This window comes from Janthinobacterium sp. NKUCC06_STL (assembly GCF_019345455.1).
GTDB classification, from domain to species: Bacteria; Pseudomonadota; Gammaproteobacteria; order Burkholderiales; family Burkholderiaceae_D; genus Janthinobacterium; species Janthinobacterium rivuli.
The window spans coordinates 127,110-144,214 of record NZ_JAHKQY010000004.1 but is presented as its reverse complement, the minus strand read 5'-3'; the positions used below and the strand labels follow the sequence as shown (position 1 = coordinate 144,214).

Annotated in this window: 13 protein-coding genes; 9 read left to right on the top strand and 4 right to left on the bottom strand. The window is 62.4% G+C overall.

Annotated elements, in window-relative coordinates:
• Positions 1 to 184 precede the first annotated feature (184 nt).
• The 3 genes from mgtA to KO539_RS16315 are packed head-to-tail and all read left to right on the top strand — an operon-like array spanning position 185 to position 3,795.
• A complete protein-coding gene (mgtA, locus tag KO539_RS16325) occupies positions 185 to 2,869 on the top strand; it encodes a magnesium-translocating P-type ATPase (RefSeq protein WP_219310570.1) in 2,685 nt (894 codons plus the stop codon).
• A 36-nt stretch (positions 2,870 to 2,905) separates the two neighbouring features.
• On the top strand, positions 2,906 to 3,247 hold the full coding sequence (locus tag KO539_RS16320; RefSeq protein ID WP_219310569.1) for a DUF6677 family protein: 342 nt from the start codon (positions 2,906 to 2,908) through the stop codon (positions 3,245 to 3,247).
• Complete coding sequence (locus tag KO539_RS16315; protein WP_219310568.1) at positions 3,244 to 3,795, top strand: ribonuclease HI family protein; 552 nt, start codon at positions 3,244 to 3,246, stop codon at positions 3,793 to 3,795. Before KO539_RS16320 ends, KO539_RS16315 begins: the two co-directional genes overlap by 4 nt.
• 50 nt (positions 3,796 to 3,845) lie before the next feature.
• Here KO539_RS16315 and KO539_RS16310 read toward each other — a convergent pair whose 3' ends face one another.
• The 3 genes from KO539_RS16310 to KO539_RS16300 form a co-directional block, all read right to left on the bottom strand.
• Complete coding sequence (locus tag KO539_RS16310) at positions 3,846 to 5,483, bottom strand: methyl-accepting chemotaxis protein (RefSeq protein WP_219310567.1); 1,638 nt, start codon at positions 5,481 to 5,483, stop codon at positions 3,846 to 3,848.
• A gap of 71 nt (positions 5,484 to 5,554) precedes the next feature.
• Positions 5,555 to 7,183 carry a methyl-accepting chemotaxis protein gene (locus KO539_RS16305; RefSeq protein WP_219310566.1) on the bottom strand — a complete coding sequence of 543 codons (1,629 nt, stop codon included), beginning with the start codon at positions 7,181 to 7,183 and terminating at the stop codon, positions 5,555 to 5,557.
• A gap of 232 nt (positions 7,184 to 7,415) precedes the next feature.
• A complete protein-coding gene (locus KO539_RS16300; RefSeq protein WP_035818113.1) occupies positions 7,416 to 7,907 on the bottom strand; it encodes a chemotaxis protein CheW in 492 nt (163 codons plus the stop codon).
• A 294-nt stretch (positions 7,908 to 8,201) separates the two neighbouring features.
• On the opposite strand from KO539_RS16300, the gene KO539_RS16295 reads away from it, so the two are divergent.
• From KO539_RS16295 to KO539_RS16280, 4 genes are all read left to right on the top strand, one after another.
• A complete protein-coding gene (locus tag KO539_RS16295) occupies positions 8,202 to 8,891 on the top strand; it encodes an HD domain-containing protein (protein ID WP_219310565.1) in 690 nt (229 codons plus the stop codon).
• 79 nt (positions 8,892 to 8,970) lie between these two features.
• Positions 8,971 to 10,251, top strand: a complete 1,281-nt coding sequence (locus KO539_RS16290; protein WP_099402506.1) for a TCR/Tet family MFS transporter — start codon at positions 8,971 to 8,973, stop codon at positions 10,249 to 10,251.
• Between the two features lie 100 nt (positions 10,252 to 10,351).
• Positions 10,352 to 11,173 carry an ABC transporter substrate-binding protein gene (locus KO539_RS16285; RefSeq protein ID WP_219310564.1) on the top strand — a complete coding sequence of 274 codons (822 nt, stop codon included), beginning with the start codon at positions 10,352 to 10,354 and terminating at the stop codon, positions 11,171 to 11,173.
• A gap of 7 nt (positions 11,174 to 11,180) precedes the next feature.
• Positions 11,181 to 12,038, top strand: coding sequence for a DMT family transporter (locus KO539_RS16280; protein WP_219310563.1), 858 nt, complete (start codon positions 11,181 to 11,183; stop codon positions 12,036 to 12,038).
• Here the strand turns inward: KO539_RS16280 and KO539_RS16275 are convergent.
• Positions 12,035 to 13,987: a CocE/NonD family hydrolase gene (locus KO539_RS16275; protein ID WP_219310562.1), complete on the bottom strand. Its 1,953-nt coding sequence runs from the start codon at positions 13,985 to 13,987 to the stop codon at positions 12,035 to 12,037. The two genes, KO539_RS16280 and KO539_RS16275, sit on opposite strands and share 4 nt — an antisense overlap.
• A gap of 317 nt (positions 13,988 to 14,304) precedes the next feature.
• Here KO539_RS16275 and trpS point away from each other — a divergent pair, with 317 nt between their 5' ends.
• Together trpS and KO539_RS16265 are read left to right on the top strand one after the other, a co-directional pair.
• Positions 14,305 to 15,381: a tryptophan--tRNA ligase gene (gene trpS, locus KO539_RS16270; protein ID WP_219310561.1), complete on the top strand. Its 1,077-nt coding sequence runs from the start codon at positions 14,305 to 14,307 to the stop codon at positions 15,379 to 15,381.
• 119 nt (positions 15,382 to 15,500) lie between these two features.
• Complete coding sequence (locus KO539_RS16265; RefSeq protein ID WP_219310560.1) at positions 15,501 to 17,090, top strand: pyridoxal-dependent decarboxylase; 1,590 nt, start codon at positions 15,501 to 15,503, stop codon at positions 17,088 to 17,090.
• Positions 17,091 to 17,105: the final 15 nt, after the last annotated feature.

The following is a 17,105-nucleotide window of genomic DNA, read 5'->3' as shown; positions in this document are numbered from 1 at the left end:
CTGAGCAAGGTGCGGTGTCTCGCGCGGCCAGTCCGGTTGCGCGCCCTCCCCCTCTTTCCGATCGCGACCGGCTACTGACCCGGATTGCCCGCCAGCGCCATGCTTCGTCATGCCGCGTTGGCGGCGCGCAAGTCTTGCCTGCGGCTGCGCCGCCCGCCAACACCTCGTCGTGAAAGGAAGAGCCATGAATCTCTTCACCCGCTTATTTGAATCGTTCCTGCGCAAGCGCCATACGGCCGGCCATTTCCGCCGGCGCGCCATGCCGCTGGAAAACAGCACGGCCCGGCCCGTGCCCGACCACCTGGCGCGCCAGCTGCTGGCCGCCGCCCATGAAGAGCTGGACAGCGCGCTGAACCGGCTGCACACGCGGGCCGAAGGCTTGCGCGATGCCGAGGCGCAAGTCATCGGCGCGCAAACGGGCCCGAACGAGGTCGAGCATGAAAAACCGCTGGCCTGGTACCAGCACCTGTGGCTGTGCTACAAGAATCCGTTCAACCTGCTGCTCACGGTGCTGGCCATCGTTTCCTACCTGACGGAAGATCCGAAGGCGACCATCGTCATCGGCACCATGGTGATTCTGTCGACCCTGCTGCGCTTCGTGCAGGAAGGCCGCTCGAACCGGGCCGCCGAGCGCCTGAAAGCCATGGTCAGCAATACGGCCACCGTGCTGCGCAATGGCCAGCAGATCGAGCTGCCGATCCGCCAGCTGGTGCAGGGCGACATCATCGTGCTGTCGGCCGGCGACATGATCCCCGCCGACTGCCGTTTGCTGTCCGCAAAAGACCTGTTCGTCAGCCAGGCCGCCATGACGGGCGAGTCCTTGCCGGTGGAAAAGATGGCCGAGCTGGCCGACAGCCCTGGCCGCGATCCGATGGAACTGGCCAATTTGCTGTTCATGGGCACGAACGTGATTTCGGGCGCGGCCACGGCGCTGGTCCTGGCGACCGGCAACCGCACCTATTTCGGCACCATCGCCACGAGAGTGACGGCTACCGAGCGCACGCCAACGGCGTTCGAAGCGGGCGTCAACAGCGTCAGCTGGCTCTTGATCCGCTTCGCTCTCGTGATGGCGCCGCTCGTGTTCCTGATCAATGGCTGGACCAAGGGCGACTGGATGGAAGCGTTTTTGTTCGCGCTATCGGTGGCCGTGGGCCTGACGCCGGAAATGCTGCCCATGATCGTCACCAGCACCCTGGCCAAGGGCGCCGCGAAACTGTCGAAAAAGAAAGTCGTCGTCAAGCGCCTGGACGCCATCCAGAACTTCGGCGCCATGGATGTGCTGTGCACGGACAAGACGGGCACCTTGACGCAGGACAAGATCGTGCTCGAGCGCCATACGGACGTGTTCGGCCAGCCCTCCGATGAAGTGCTGCAATTCGCGTATCTGAACAGCCACTACCAGACGGGCCTGAAAAACCTGCTGGACCGCGCCGTGCTCGATCACGTGGAATTGCAGACGGAAATGCAGCTGGCCCGCGATTACGTGAAAGTCGATGAAATCCCGTTCGACTTCGTGCGCCGCCGCATGTCCGTCGTCGTGTCCGAAAAGAATGATCACCATGAACTGATCTGCAAGGGCGCCGTCGAGGAAATCCTCGCCGCCTGCAGCCATTTGCGCCTGGGCGGCGTGAACATTCCCCTCGATCCTGCCCTGCTGGCCAAGGTGCTGGAAACCACGCATGGCCTGAACGCGGAAGGGCTAAGAGTGGTCGCCGTGGCAGTCAAGGAAGTGCCGCCGCATAAAACCGTGTATGGCGTGGCCGATGAAACGGCGCTGACCCTGATCGGCTATGTGGCGTTTCTCGATCCGCCGAAGGAATCGACGGCGCCCGCCCTGCGCGCACTGGCGGAACACGGCGTCACCGTGAAAGTCTTGACGGGGGACAACCACCTGGTGACGGCGAAGATTTGCCGCGAAGTGGGCCTGGCCGTGCATGGCGTGCTGCAAGGCCCGCAGCTCGACGACATGGACGACGCGACCCTGGCGCAGGCGGCCGAAGACAACACGGTGTTTGCCAAGCTCAGCCCGCTGCACAAGGAACGCCTCGTGCGCGCCCTGCGCGGCAATGGCCATATCGTCGGCTTCATGGGCGACGGCATCAACGACGCGCCCGCCCTGCGCGCTGCCGACATCGGCATTTCCGTCGATTCGGCCGTCGATATCGCCAAGGAAGCAGCCGACATCATCCTGCTGGAAAAGAGCCTGATGGTGCTGGAAGAAGGCGTGCTGGAAGGCCGGCGCACATTCAGCAACATGCTCAAATACATCCGCATGACGGCCAGTTCGAACTTCGGCAATGTGTTTTCCGTACTGGTCGCCAGCGCCTTTTTGCCGTTTTTACCGATGCTGCCGCTGCACTTGCTGGTGCAAAACCTGCTGTACGACGTGTCGCAGATCGCCATTCCCTTCGACAATGTCGACGCCGAATTGATCCAGCAGCCTTTGAGCTGGAACCCGCGCGACATCGGCCGCTTCATGGTGTTCTTCGGTCCCATCAGCTCGATCTTCGACATCAGCACGTTTATCCTGATGTGGCATGTGTTTGGCGCGAATACGCCTGAGCAGCAAACGCTGTTCCAGTCCGGCTGGTTCGTCGTGGGGCTGCTGACGCAAACTCTGATCGTGCACCTGATCCGCACGCCCAAGCTGCCCTTCATCGACAGCATCGCTTCCGTGCCCCTGCTGGTGGCCACGACCCTCATCATGGCCGTGGGCGTGTTCCTGCCGATGGGACCGCTGGCAACCTACTTCAAGCTGCAAGCCTTGCCACTGGGCTATTTCCCCTGGCTGCTGGGCATCCTCGTCTGCTACACGGTGCTGACGACGTTCATGAAACGCGTGTATCTGCGCAAATTTGGCTGGCAATAGTATGATGAGCCGCTCTTTCCCCTACAAAAGGCACGCATGAGCGGCTCTTCCCTTTCCAAACGTAATCTTGCCCTGCTGTTGTCCGCCCTCGTCTTCCCCGGCAGCGGGCATTTTGTATTGAAACGCAAGGCGCGCGGCTGCCTCTTCCTCGTGCCGGCCCTGGTCGCGCTGGTACTCGTATTACGCCAGATCATGGCACGTTTGGACCAGGTAATGGCACAGATCGACAGCGGCGCCCTGCCCCTCGACGTGCAGCTGATCGTGGAAAAAGTCGAGGCCCTGTCTGCCAATGACGGGCCCGCCATGACGGTGGCCGTGGGTGTGCTGGCGGCGTGCTGGATAGCCAGCCTGATCGACACCTTCCTGATCAAGCCATGACGGAAGAAGCAGCGGCGCGTAAAGCACGCAAGGAAGCCAGGATGCAGGCGCGCCGCGCGCAGCTGGCACTCAGCCGCCAGGACCATGGCGGCCCGCTGGCCTGGCGCGGCTGGTTCGACGGCTCCGCCCACCCGAATCCGGGCAAGCTGGGCATAGGCGCCCTGCTGCTGGGGCCGAACGGCGAACGCATCGAGGTAAGCGAAGCGGCCGGCTATGGCAGCAGCAGCGACGCGGAATACGCGGCCCTGACGGCCGTGCTGCAGGCGGCGCTAGCCGTGCGCCCGCCGCCCGTGCAATTGCTGCTATACGGCGACAGCCAGGTGGTGATCAACGACGTGCTGGGAACGACGCCGGTGGGCGCCAAAGGGCTGGAAACGCAAAGGGCCACCGTAGTGGCCCTGCTGGAACAATTCACGGAGGTGAGCTTGCGCTGGATTCCTCGCCACAGGAATGGCGAGGCGGACCGGCTATCGCAGCTGGCGGTCAATCGGGGGTCAGACCCGCCGGGGGCATGCGCCCCAATGGGACACATGCCGATCATGAAATGACTGACCCCAGCAGTTGATGCAGGGTTTAAGTCCCCCCGGCAACCATCAAATTAAGCGGCGCGGCCGATCCGCAATGCTTCCTTCGACTCTTTCGCCGCAGGGCGTTGCTTGCCCTTCAAACCGCTGACACTGGCCTGCTGCCCGTTCAGTTTAAAGACGCTGACGACCTGCGCCAGGTTATGCGCCTGGTGCTGCATCGATTCGGCGGCCGCCGCCGACTCTTCCACCAGGGCCGCGTTTTGCTGCGTGACGGCATCCATCTGGCCGATGGCGCGGTTGATCTCGTCGATGCCCACGCTTTGCTCGCTGCTCGCCGCCGTGATTTCCGTGATGATGTCGCTCACGCGCTGCACGCTGTCGACGATGTCGGTCATGGTCGAGCCGGCTTGCGCCACCAGCATGCTGCCCGCGTTGACTTGCTCCACCGACGCGCCGATCAGGGTCTTGATCTCTTTCGCGGCCGAAGCGGAACGCTGGGCCAGATTGCGCACTTCGGACGCCACGACGGCAAAACCACGTCCCTGTTCACCCGCACGGGCCGCTTCCACGGCCGCATTCAGCGCCAGGATATTCGTCTGGAAAGCGATGCCGTCGATGACACTGATAATGTCGACGATCTTGTTCGACGAAGCGTTGATCGATTCCATCGTGCCCACCACTTGCGCCACGACTTCGCCGCCCTTGACGGCCACTTGCGCCGCCGAGGCCGCCAACTGGTTCGCCTGGCGGGCATTGTCCGCATTCTGTTTCACGGTACTGGTCAGCTCTTCCATCGAAGACGCTGTTTCCTCCAGGGAACCGGCCTGCTCTTCCGTGCGGGAAGACAGGTCCTGGTTGCCGGCGGCAATTTGCGTCGACGACGTGGCGATGCTGTCCGTGCCGCTGCGCACTTCGCCCACGATGTTGAGCAGGCTCGTGTTCATGTCCTTCAACGCTTGCAGCAATTGCCCGGTCTCATCCTTGGCGCTGGCGTCGATCTGCGCCGTCAAGTCGCCATCAGCCACCTTGCGGGCGATGTCCACGGCCGTGCGCAGGGGGCGCACGATGCCCATCGTCAACAACCAGGCGCACACGACGCCAAAACCCAGCGCCAGCACTGCCAGGGTCAGCAGCAAGTTGCGGCTCGTCTTGGCGACCTCGTCGATCTCGCGCGCGGTTTTATCGATGCTGGCACGCTGGTGCTGCAGCATGTCGTTGACCACTTTCAGGTATTTCGTCGAACCGGGCACGAAGATGCCCTGGAAAGCCTGCTCCGCTTCCGCTTCCTGTCCATCCGCCTTCAGCTTCGACACTTGCGCGCGCGAATCAAGGTAGACCTTGCGCTGTTCGCTCACCAGGCGGAACAGTTCTTTTTCTTCCGGGCTGGAAATCAAGGCTTCGATTTTCTTTTGCAATTCGCCCGAGACGATGGACGATTGCTTGGCTTCTTCCGCAAAATACGCGCCCAAAGTCGTGTCGCTGCTGCGCGCGATGGCCGTGGTGCGGCGCACGCCGCTGTCAATTTTCGCGTACCAGTCGGAAATATAGCGTTCCTTCGTCAGCGGCAATTCCATCATGGTGCGCGTGGCCGTGGCCACGTCATGCAAACGCCACACGCTGATACCGGTGATGAGCATGGAAAACAGCAAGATCACGGCAAAACCCAGGCCGAGGCGCACACCAATACTGACGTTTCTTAACAAATTCATGTGAATATCCTAAAAAAGCGGAACCAGACTATATAAAGGGATTGCGGCCGCACGGGGCGGCCGCGGCGGCATCAGCGTGTGCCGATGCGCAAGGCGGTTTGCGGCGCAGCCGGGCGTTTTGGCGTCTTGGCAGCACTGGCGCCGGCCTGCTGGCCGTTGAGCTTAAAGACGCTGACGACCTGCGCCAGGTTATGCGCCTGGTGCTGCATCGATTCGGCGGCGGCAGCCGACTCTTCCACCAGGGCCGCATTTTGCTGCGTGACGGCATCCATCTGACCGATGGCGCGGTTGATCTCGTCGATACCCACGCTTTGCTCGCTGCTCGCCGCCGTGATTTCCGTGATGATGTCGCTCACGCGCTGCACGCTGTCGACGATGTCGGTCATGGTCGAACCAGCTTGCGCAACCAGCATGCTGCCCGCGTTGACTTGCTCCACGGACGCGCCGATCAGGGTCTTGATCTCTTTCGCGGCCGAAGCGGAACGCTGGGCCAGGTTGCGCACTTCGGACGCCACGACGGCAAAACCACGGCCCTGCTCGCCTGCGCGCGCCGCTTCCACGGCCGCGTTCAGCGCCAGGATATTCGTCTGGAAGGCGATGCCGTCGATGACGGAAATAATGTCGACGATCTTGTTCGACGAAGCGTTGATCGATTCCATCGTGCCCACCACTTGCGCCACGACTTCGCCGCCCTTGACGGCCACTTGCGCGGCCGAGGCCGCCAATTGATTCGCCTGGCGCGCATTGTCCGCATTCTGTTTCACGGTGCTGGTCAGTTCTTCCATCGACGACGCTGTTTCCTCCAGCGAACCGGCCTGCTCTTCCGTGCGGGAAGACAGGTCCTGGTTGCCGGCGGCAATTTGCGTCGACGACGTGGCGATGCTGTCCGTGCCGCTGCGCACTTCGCCCACGATGTTGAGCAGGCTGGTGTTCATGTCCTTCAGAGCCAGCAAAAGTTGGCCCGTTTCATCCTTGGCGCTGGCGTCGATCTGCGCCGTCAAGTCGCCATCGGCCACCTTGCGGGCAATGTCCACGGCCGTGCGCAGTGGGCGCACGATGCCCATCGTCAAGACCCAGGCGCACACGACACCAAAGCCCAGCGCCAGCGCAGCCAGCACCAGCATCAGGTTGCGGCTGGTATTGGCGACGCCGTCGATTTCGCGCGCCGTCGTGTCGATGCTGGCGCGCTGGTGTTCCAGCAAGTCCTGCACCATCTTCTGGTACTTGGCGGCGGCCGGCACGAAGGTCTTTTCAAACACCTCATTGGCGGCGTCGGCCTGCGCTTCGCCCTTCAGCTTGTAGACCTGGTCGCGCGAACTGATGTACACCTTGCGCTGTTCCAGCAAGCCCGCGAACATGGCTTTTTCTTCCGGCTTGTCGATCAGCGCCTCGATTTTCTTTTGCAGTTCAGCCGAGCTGGACGACGAGACTTTCGATTCTTCCGCGAAATAGCCGCTGAGCGAGGTGTCGCTGCTGCGGGCAATCGCGATGGTGCGGCGCACGGCGCTGTCGATACGGCCGTACCAGTCGGAAATATAGCGTTCCTTCGCCAGCGGTTGTTCCATCATGACGCGCGTGGCGCTGGCCACGTCGTGCAGGCGCCAGACGCTGATGCCCGTAATGAGCATGGAAAACAGCAAAATCACGGCAAAACCGAGTCCGAGGCGGACACCGATGCTGACGTTGCGTAATAAATTCATGTGACTATCCTAAAAAGCCCTGATGCCGTCGCGACAGGCTGGCAGTTTCGCGCTGGCGTGGGATCGCTGCCTTGGCGAAACGGGCGTGAAAGTGAAACTGAAGTGAAACTGGCGCACGGTTCGGCTGAACCGTGCGCCAGGAAATGCGCTAGCGTGCGCCTTGCAGAAAAAGCAAACAATGCCGAGAGTCAATTATTTCCGACAAATCCAGTCAAAATGACCGCGGCGAGAATTAAGCGGCTAATTTTTCGATCAAGCCCATGTCGGCGCTAGACATCAGCTGGTCGATATCGACCAGGATCAGCATGCGCTCGTCAATGGTGCCCAGGCCGATCACGTATTCCGTGTTGATCGAACGACCCATGTCCGGCGCCGGCTTGATCTGTTCCGGCATCAGGGTGGTGACGTCGGAGACGCGGTCGACGACCATGCCGACGACCCGGTTGCCGATATTGAGGATGATGACGACGGTGAACTGGTCATAGCTGGGCGTGCCCAGGTTGAACTTGATGCGCATGTCGACGATCGGTACGATGATGCCACGCAGGTTGACCACGCCCTTGACGAACTCGGGGGCGTTGGCGATGCGGGTCGGCGTTTCATAGCTGCGGATTTCGCTGACTTTCTGGATGTCGATGCCATACTCTTCCTGGCCCAGGGTAAAAGCCAGGTATTCGGCAGCCTTGGCAACGGTTGCGCCAGTGTCGCTGGAAATGGTGTTCATGATAATCCTTTAGTTAACTCGCCTGGGGCGCAGGTCAGCATGCACGATGGCATGACTGCCACTAGTATGTTTTTTGCAAATACTTTCTCGCAATTAGCTTATGCTTCTAATTTCCGTGCGGCAATGTTACCCCATGTAAATTCTACATGCACTAAAAAAGAGCAATTGCTGGAGGAATGATTTCCAAAAATATAATCTATGTAGCAAATACGGCACGCCGAAGAGCAGACCACCGGCCGCAGGCGGCGGCGTTTTATGCCACACTGGCGGCCCCTGCTTTTTATGATCTTGACCATGCACTCTTTGCTTTCTCAATGGCAACCACGCCTGCTGGCGCTGGCCACGGCCGGCCTGGGCGATGACAGCGCCCACGACCTCAACCACCTGCAGCGCGTCTGGCGCAACGCCAGTGCCCTGCTGCAAGAGCATGCGGACGCGGACTCCCTCACCGTGATGGCCGCCTGCTATTTGCACGACCTCGTCAACTTGCCGAAAAACCACCCCGAACGCCACCTGGCTTCTCGTCAGGCGGCAGCGCTGGCGTGCCGCCAGTTGGCGGAACTGGATTTCCCCGCAGAAAAATTGGCGGGCGTGGCCCACGCCATCGAGACGCACAGTTTTTCCGCCAACTTGCCGCCACACACCATCGAAGCGAAAATTGTGCAGGATGCAGACCGCATCGACGCGCTGGGCGCCGTGGGACTGGCACGCCTGTTTTACACGGCCGCGCGCATGGATAGCGCGCTGGCGCATGGCACGGATCCGCTGGCGCAGCAGCGTCCGCTCGACGACAAGGCCTATGCGCTCGACCATATCGTCACCAAGCTCGACAAGCTGCCCGGCAAGATGCAGACGGCGGCAGGACGCGCGCTGGCCGAACAGCGACTGGCCGTGTTGACGGACTTCCGCGCCGCCTTTGCCGACGAATGGGGAATGCCCCCTGACATGGATGGCGATAGCCAGCATGGTTCCCGCTGTCTATAATGCAAGCCTCAGCTATCGCGCCGCGCGTCAGCAGCATCCTGTCACGCGCCGGCGCTATGCCAACGCGCCGAAAGCATGCATGTCCGATAAAACCAGCCCCGACAGCCATTCCCCGTCCTCCCCCGCCCTAAAGAGCGCCGGCAACCTCAATTTCATCCTCGTCTGCGTCTTCATCGACATGCTGGGCATCGGCCTGGTGGTGCCCGTGCTGCCCATCCTGATCGGCAACTTTGTCGATGGCAAGGATGCGCAAGCGTTCTGGTACGGCATCATGGCGGCCCTCTTCGGTTTGCTGCAGTTCATCTTCATGCCCATGCTGGGCGCCATCAGCGACCGCGTGGGACGCCGTCCCGTGCTGCTGTACTCGATGGCCGGCATGGGCATCAACTTTCTCGCCACGGGCTGGGCGCCGAACTTGGCCTGCCTGTTCATCGGCAGGGTCATCGGCGGCGTCTCGTCGGCCAGCATGTCGGTCGCATCCGCCTATGCCTCCGACGTGTCCACGCCCGACAACCGCGCCAAGAGTTTCGGCAAGATCGGCGCCGCCTTTGGCCTGGGCTTCATTTGCGGGCCCATGCTGGGCGGCCTGCTGGGCGAAATCGATCTGCGCCTGCCGTTTTACGTGGCGGCGGGCCTGTCGGCAGCCAATTTCATCTACGGCTATTTCTGCGTGCCCGAGTCGCTGCGGCCGGGCCCGCGCGCGCCGTTCACCCTGGCGCGCATCAATCCGTTTGCCGCCCTGCTGAAGCTGGTGCGCCGCGTGGAAATCCGCGGCCTGGTGCTGGCCTTCGGCCTGATGACATTTGCGCAAATGATGCTCAACACCACCTGGGTGCTGTACACGCATTTCCGTTTCGACTGGACGCCGCGCCAGAACGGCATCGCCCTGTTCTGCGTGGGCCTGTGCGCGGCCGTCGTGCAGGCGGGCTTGCTGGGCATACTCATCAAGCGCTTTGGCGAAGTGCGCCTGTCCCTGCTGGGTATGGCCTCGGGCGCCCTCACCTATTTGCTGTACGGCCTGGCAACACAGGGCTGGATGATGTATGCGCTGATCCTGTGCAACCTGCTGGCCTTTGCCGCCGGCCCCGCCCTGCAAGGCATCATCTCGAAATCATCGAACGCCAGCGAACAGGGAGAGCTGATGGGCTCGCTGCAATCGATCAGCAGCCTGGGCATCATCATCATGCCTTTGCTTGGCAGCATGATCCTGGGCGAAGTGAGCCACTTGCCGCCGCAGGACTGGCGCATCGGTAGCACCTTCTACCTGTGCGCCATCATGCAAATTCTGGGCATCCTGGTGGCCTGGCGCTACTTCAAGGCGCAACGCCAGGCAAGACTTGTGGTTTCCACCACAAAGTAGTCGGCGGTATAATATTGCACTTGAGAAATAAATAGGCGAGAATGGGATAATCAGCGGAGCGTTGCCGACGCCCCGCATTCGATGGTGAGCAAGGATGGGTATGACTGACTTTTATTCCAGCGCCTGGCGCCGGACCGTGGCCATGCTGGCGCTGGCGCTGCCACCGCTGGCGGGCGCGCAATGCTCGCGCGACATCCAGGTGCCCGTCTCGGCCATCGGCGCCAGCGTGGTGGTCAATGGCGCCACGATAGGCGGCATCTATCCCGACTTGCTGCGCAGCATGGGCGCCAAGCTCGGCTGCAATTTCATCTTCACGGCCGTGCCCCGCGCGCGCCTGGAAGCGATGTTCGAAGCGGGCAAGGCCGATATGCTGATCCCGGCCAGCAGCACCTTGCGGCGCGACCAGCATGGCCTGTTCATTCCCATGCTGGGCAGCCGCCCCCTGCTGATCTCGCTGCAGGGCGCACGCGCGCCCATCAACACCATGCAGGAACTGATCGAGCGGCGCGAATTGCGCGTGGCGCTGGTGCGCGGCTACGACTATGGCGCACCGTACCAGGCACTGGCGAAGGAACTGAGCAGCCAGGGCCGCCTGTTTTACGAAGTCGACGCCCTGTCCGTGGCGCGCCTGATGCAAAGCGGCTTCATCGATGCCACCATCATGAGCCCCACCATCCTCGCCGGCGTGGCGCAGAACGATGCGCGCGTATATGGCCTGGCCGACCGCTTGCGTCTGGAAGCGCTGCCGGAACTGCCGTGGGGCATGAGCGGCGTCTACCTGTCGCGCAAGTCCCTCACGCCGGAAGACCAGGCCACGCTGCGCGAACTGCTGGACAAGGCGGGCCGCTCCGGTTCCGTGATGGAAGGCTTCCAGCGCCATCACCGCCAGGAACTGTTGTCGCTGAGCATACGCCCCCGCTAAGGCCTGCATGTCCGGTCTGGTCGTCGCCGTCGTCCTGTTTGCCGCCCTGCTGCACGCCAGCTGGAACGCCATCGTCAAGTCGGGCAAGGATACCTTTCTCAGCACGGTGCTCGTCTCCGTGGGCGCGGCCCTGATTTCGCTGGCCATCCTGCCTTTCGTCAACCCTCCCGCCCCTGCCAGCTGGCCTTACCTGGCCGCCTCGGCCGTGGCGCAGCTGGCGTATTACTCGCTGCTGGCGGCCGCCTACAAGGCGGGCGACATGAGCCATGCCTACCCCTTGATGCGCGGCAGCGCGCCATTGCTCGTGGCGCTGGCCAGCTGGCCGCTGATCGGCGAGCGCCTGTCTCCCATGCAGATGGGCGCCGTCGCCTGCATCTGCGCGGGCATCTTCGGCCTGTATCTTGCCGCGCGCACGAGCGGCATCGGCAAGACGCCGAAAAGCACGGGCCGCGCCACCGCCTTTGCGCTGGGCAACGCCTGCGTCATCGCCAGCTATACCCTGATCGACGGCATCGGCGTGCGCCTGTCCGGCGCGCCAGCCGCCTACACGATGTGGATTTTTGTCTTGAACGGCAGCGGACTGCTGCTGTGGACGGCGTTGCGCCGCCCCGCCGACTTGCTTGCCTATGCGCAAACGCAATGGCGTTTGGCCGCCGTTGGCGGTTTCGGCACCCTCGCTTCGTATGGCCTGGCCCTGTGGGCCATGACGCAGGCGCCCGTGGCCGCCATCGCGGCCCTGCGCGAAACATCGATTTTGTTCGCCATCGCCATTGCGGCCCTGTTCCTGCGCGAAAAAATCAGCCCCCGCCGCTACCTGGCCATCGGCCTGATCGCGGCGGGCGCCGTGCTCATGCGCATGGGCTAGCGGGCGTCGAGCGGCGCTATCGGCAACTCGATGGCGCTGGCAGCGCCTGTCGCGTGGTACACGCGCTGCGTCGCCTTTTTATAATCGCCTGGCTGGGCCAGGAAGATATTCGGCACGAAGGTTTGCGGATTGCGGTCGTACAGGGGGAACCAGCTCGACTGCACTTGCACGGCGATGCGGTGGCCGGGCAAGAAGACGTGATTCGCGTTCGGCAAGGCGAAGCGATAGCGCTCGACCTTACCAGCAGGAATCGCCGTCGGGTGTTCGAGGCTGTCCCGGTAGCGCCCGCGGAAGATATCCATCGCCACGCCCAGCTGGTAGCCACCCATGGCCGGCTGCGACGGTACTTCATCCGGATACACGTCGATCAGTTTTACCACCCAGTCGGCATCCGTGCCGCTGGTGGCGGCGAACAGGTTGACCATCGGCGCGCCGGCGATGCGCACGGCCGTCTTCAACGGTTCGGAAACATAGCTGAGCACGTCGGTGCGGTCCGCATAGCCGCGCTGGTCGCTGACCAGCCATGGCTTCCACACGTCGCCATCGTTCAGGCGCACGGGACGGGGTACGAACGGCACGGGTTTCGCGGGATCGGCCACGTATTCGTCGAAGGCGCCGCTGGCTGCATCGGCTGTGGCCGATGACGCCGCAAAGCCCAGCTTGTAGCCATCCTGCAGATAGATCGGCGTCAGCTTGATATCACACGTCTCGCAGGCCAGCGGCCACTGCTGCAGGCGCTGCCACTGGTTGGTGCCGCTCTGGTACGACACGACGGGCGCCGTGTTCGCTTCCGGCGCGCCATCCTTCAGGTATTGATTGAGGAATGGCTGCATGACTTTTTCACGGAACTGGCGCGCCGTATCGCCGTCAAACTTCAAGGCGCCCAGACTGGAGCCGTCATAGTTGACGCCGCTGTGGCGCCATGGGCCGATGGCCAGGTAATTGAGGTTGTTGCGCGTGTCGCGCCCTTCCATCGCCCAATAGGTGGCGTAGGGGCCATAGATATCTTCCTGGTCCCACTGTCCCACCACGTGCATGGTGGGCACGATCAGCTGACGCTTTGCGAGTATCTTGTCGAGCGCCTGTTCCTGCCAGTAACTGTCGTAAGCCGGGTGTTCGAACAGCTTTTTCGTGTAGGTCAGCTTGTCGATGCCGAATTTCTTCGCGTAATCACCGGCCGAGCCGATGCGCAGATACGCGTCGTAATCGTCGTAGACACCGAGCGCCGGCGATTCGCCGCTGCCGCGCACGCTCGTCTGGCCCGCGATGTACGACAGGCTGGGCATGCGGAAGGCGCCATTATGAAACCAGTCGTCGCCGCGCCAGCCGTCGACCATGGCGCTCATGGGCACGGCCACCTTCAGGGCCGGATGCGGGTCGACCAGGGCCATCAGCACCGTATGTCCCTCGTACGAGGAACCGAGCATGCCCACCTTGCCGTTGCTTTCCGGCACGTTTTTCACCAGCCAGTCGATGGTGTCCCACGCATCGGTGACATTATCGACTTTGGTATTGTTCAGCGGGCCGCGCACGGGGCGCGTCATCACGTAATCGCCTTCCGAACCGTGCTTGCCGCGCACGTCCTGGAACACGCGGATGTAGCCGTTTTCCACCAGGGTATCGTCGCCCAGCGGCAAGGTGACCAGCATGCTGGGGCTGGCGGCGCGCTGGGCGCGGCGGGCCGCGTTGTACGGCGTGCGCGTGAGCATGATCGGCGCTTTTTGCGCGCCTTTCGGCACGACGATCACCGTGTACAGCTTGACACCGTCGCGCATGGGGATCATCACCACCCGCTTGACGTAGTCGTTCAGGTCCGGCATCACCAGTTTGGCGCCGATATCGGGCGTCATCGGCGGCGTTTTCGGCGTTTGCGCCAGCACGGGCGCGGTAAACAGGGAACTTACAATCAAGGCCAGGCCGGTGAGCCGGACGGGGGACGACACGTGCATACTGTTCTCCAATGATTCATGCCACGCAAAAGTGGCCGAACGGCAATAGTACCCGGAAAGCAAGTTTTGCATAAGGCAAGCCTCTGACGCGGCGCAGCAGAGAAATCGGGGCGCAAACTTGACAGAACGCGTGCGAACTGCAACCATAACGCCATGAAATTTATCCCTTCACAACACGCCTGCTTGAATTGGTGGTCCCGCTCACTTTCGCGCGGCCACTGCATAGTGATGTGAATCTGATCCACGCCGCCTCGATCGGTGGCGTAACAGGCTCAGCCTGGATCATCCCCGATGCAGGCGGCTCAAAAGGAAACTTGATGAGCTTGCCTAATACCCCCGATACCCAAGACCAGAACGACGCACCGGCAGCGCCGCTGTCCCCTGCCGCCATCGCTTCGCAATCCGTGATCCTGACGGGCGACCGCCCGACCGGTCCCTTGCACCTGGGTCACTACGTGGGCAGCCTGCGCGACAGGGTCCGCTACCAGAACAGCTACAAGCAATTCATCATGCTGGCCGACGCGCAAGCGCTGACGGACAATATGGATGACATCGACAAGGTGCACCGTAACGTCGTCGAAGTGGCGCTCGATTACCTGGCCGTCGGCATCGACCCGGCGAAAACTACGGTCTTCATCCAGTCGCAGATCCCGGAACTGGCCGAGCTGACCTTTTACTACCTGAACATCGTCACCGTGGCGCGCCTCGAGCGCAACCCTACCGTCAAGGAAGAAATCCGCCTGCGCGGCTTCGAGCGCGACATTCCAGCCGGCTTCCTGACCTACCCTGCCAGCCAGGCGGCCGACATCACGGCCTTCAAGGCGGGCGTGGTGCCCGTGGGCGAAGACCAGATCCCGATGATCGAGCAAACGAATGAAATCGTGCGCCGCTTCAACCGCATGTACAACCGCGAAGTGCTGATGGAATGCAAGGCGCTGGTGCCCGATATCGGCCGCCTGCCCGGCATCGACGGCAAGGCGAAGATGAGCAAGTCGCTGGGCAACACCATCAACCTGGGCGCGAGCTCGGCCGAAATCACGGCCGCCGTGAAAAAAGTCTATACCGATCCGCTGCACCTGCGCGTGGAAGACCCGGGCCACCTGGAAGGCAATATCGCGTTTACCTACCTGGACGCGTTTGATCCGGAAAAAGCGGCGCTGGCCGAAATGAAAGCCCATTATGTACGGGGCGGCCTGGGCGACAGCATCGTCAAGAAGCGCCTGGACGTGGTCTTGCAGGAAATGCTGGCGCCGATCCGCGCCCGCCGCGAAGAGTTCGCCAAGGACAAAGGGCAAGTCATCCAGATGCTCAAGGAAGGCACCTTCAAGGCGCGCGAAGTGGCGGCCCGCACGGCCGATGAAGTCAAGTCGGCGCTGGGTCTCAACTACTTCTGATCAATAGCAGTAATAGCAAACTGATGCGCTCAGGCGGAGTCGGGTAAAATCCCGCTTTCGCCTGGGCGCAATTCGTTTGTCACCGTGGCACCAGCAATCCGTAGAGAAGACAACGCGCCATGACCGATACCCCTATCGAACAGCTGCTGCAGCAGCATTTTTCCATCGATGCGCTGCAACGCTCGCCCGCGCCCCTGCAACAGGCGCTGGGCATGCTGGGCGGCTGGCTGGCCGCCGAGCGCGACACGGCCTATCCGCACACGCCGTATGCGGAACTGCTGACGCAACTGTCCGACACCTGCCTGCCCGCGCACGGCATGCCCGTGGCGCAATTCCTGCAAGAACTCGACACCACCGTGCTGGCCAATACGGCCCAGCTGAACCACCCGCAATACATCGGCCACATGACGCAGGCCTTGCCGTGGATCAGCGTGCTGGCCGAAGCGTTTACGGCCACCCTGAACCAGAACCAGGTCAAGATCGAGACGGCGTATGTGTCTACCCTGATCGAAAAGCAGATCCTCGGCTGGCTGCACCGCCAGGTGTACCAACAATCGGATGCCGTCTACGCGCAGGCCATGGCCGCCACCAGCGGCGCGCTGGGCAATGTCGTCAATGGCGGCACCATGGGCAACCTGACGGCGCTGGCCGTGGCGCTGGAACAGCAGTTGCCCGGCACGCGCAAGCGCGGTTTGTTTGCCGCCATGCAGGAATCCGGTTACGCGGGACTGGCCGTGATCGGTTCGGCCCGCAGCCATTACTCCGTGAAAAAGGCGCTGGCGACCCTGGGGCTCGGTGAAAACGCCTTGCAGCTGGTGGCCGTCGACCGCGACAACCGCATCGACGTTGCCGCGCTGGAAGCAACCATTGCCGACTTGAAATTGCGCAAGATCAAAGTCGTCGCCATGATCGGCATCGCCGGCACGACGGAAACGGGCGCCATCGACCCGCTGGCCGCCATGGCGGCGATTGCCGCGCGGGAAAACATCTGGTTCCATGTGGATGCGGCCTGGGGCGGCGCGCTCTTGATCGCGGAACAGTACCGCGCGCTGTACGACGGCATTGCCCTGGCCGACTCCGTCGTCATCGACGGGCATAAATTGCTGTGGGTGCCGATGGCGCAAAGCATGGTGCTGTTCAAGGACAGCGCCAGCCTGAACTTGCTCAAACACAACGCCAACTACATCTTGCGCGACAACTCGGGCGACCTGGGCCAGACCTCGCTGGAAGGTTCGCGCCGCTTCGACGCCCTGAAACTGTGGACCTCGTTCAAGGTGCTCGGCGTGTCCGGCTACACCACCTTGCTGCAGCAGGCGGCCACCCTGTCCGGCCAGTTGCAGGATTTATTGGCCGACCAGCAGGATTTCGAACTGGTCACGCGCTCGGACACCTTCATTCTCACTTACCGCTACGTGCCCGCGCACTTGCGCCAGCGCATGGAGGCCTTGCTGGCCAGCGGCGAAGTGGAGGCGGCGAGCGAACTGAACAAGCAACTCAACACCTTGAACGCCAAGCTGCAGAACCGGCAAAAGGCGCAAGGCCACAGCTTCGTGTCGCGCACGGTACTCGAATCGACACGCTACCCCGGCCCGACCAATGTGCTGCGCGTGGTCATGACCAACGTCAAGACGCGCCCCCACCACTTGCGCGCCATTTTGGCCGAACAGCGGGCCATCGGCCAGGCGCTGGTGGCGGAACTGGGCCTGTAAGGAATCCCCCACCCA

Excerpts from the sequence above, each read along its gene's own strand:
- KO539_RS16320 (WP_219310569.1), top strand. The coding sequence starts at position 2,906 with ATGAGCGGCTCTTCCCTTTCCAAACGTAATCTTGCCCTGCTGTTGTCC.
- mgtA (WP_219310570.1), top strand. The coding sequence starts at position 185 with ATGAATCTCTTCACCCGCTTATTTGAATCGTTCCTGCGCAAGCGCCAT.
- KO539_RS16290 (WP_099402506.1), top strand. The coding sequence starts at position 8,971 with ATGTCCGATAAAACCAGCCCCGACAGCCATTCCCCGTCCTCCCCCGCC.
- KO539_RS16305 (WP_219310566.1), bottom strand. The coding sequence starts at position 7,183 with ATGAATTTATTACGCAACGTCAGCATCGGTGTCCGCCTCGGACTCGGT.
- KO539_RS16285 (WP_219310564.1), top strand. The coding sequence starts at position 10,352 with ATGACTGACTTTTATTCCAGCGCCTGGCGCCGGACCGTGGCCATGCTG.
- KO539_RS16265 (WP_219310560.1), top strand. The coding sequence starts at position 15,501 with ATGACCGATACCCCTATCGAACAGCTGCTGCAGCAGCATTTTTCCATC.
- KO539_RS16295 (WP_219310565.1), top strand. The coding sequence starts at position 8,202 with ATGCACTCTTTGCTTTCTCAATGGCAACCACGCCTGCTGGCGCTGGCC.
- KO539_RS16280 (WP_219310563.1), top strand. The coding sequence starts at position 11,181 with ATGTCCGGTCTGGTCGTCGCCGTCGTCCTGTTTGCCGCCCTGCTGCAC.
- KO539_RS16300 (WP_035818113.1), bottom strand. The coding sequence starts at position 7,907 with ATGAACACCATTTCCAGCGACACTGGCGCAACCGTTGCCAAGGCTGCC.
- trpS (WP_219310561.1), top strand. The coding sequence starts at position 14,305 with ATGAGCTTGCCTAATACCCCCGATACCCAAGACCAGAACGACGCACCG.
- KO539_RS16310 (WP_219310567.1), bottom strand. The coding sequence starts at position 5,483 with ATGAATTTGTTAAGAAACGTCAGTATTGGTGTGCGCCTCGGCCTGGGT.
- KO539_RS16315 (WP_219310568.1), top strand. The coding sequence starts at position 3,244 with ATGACGGAAGAAGCAGCGGCGCGTAAAGCACGCAAGGAAGCCAGGATG.
- KO539_RS16275 (WP_219310562.1), bottom strand. The coding sequence starts at position 13,987 with ATGCACGTGTCGTCCCCCGTCCGGCTCACCGGCCTGGCCTTGATTGTA.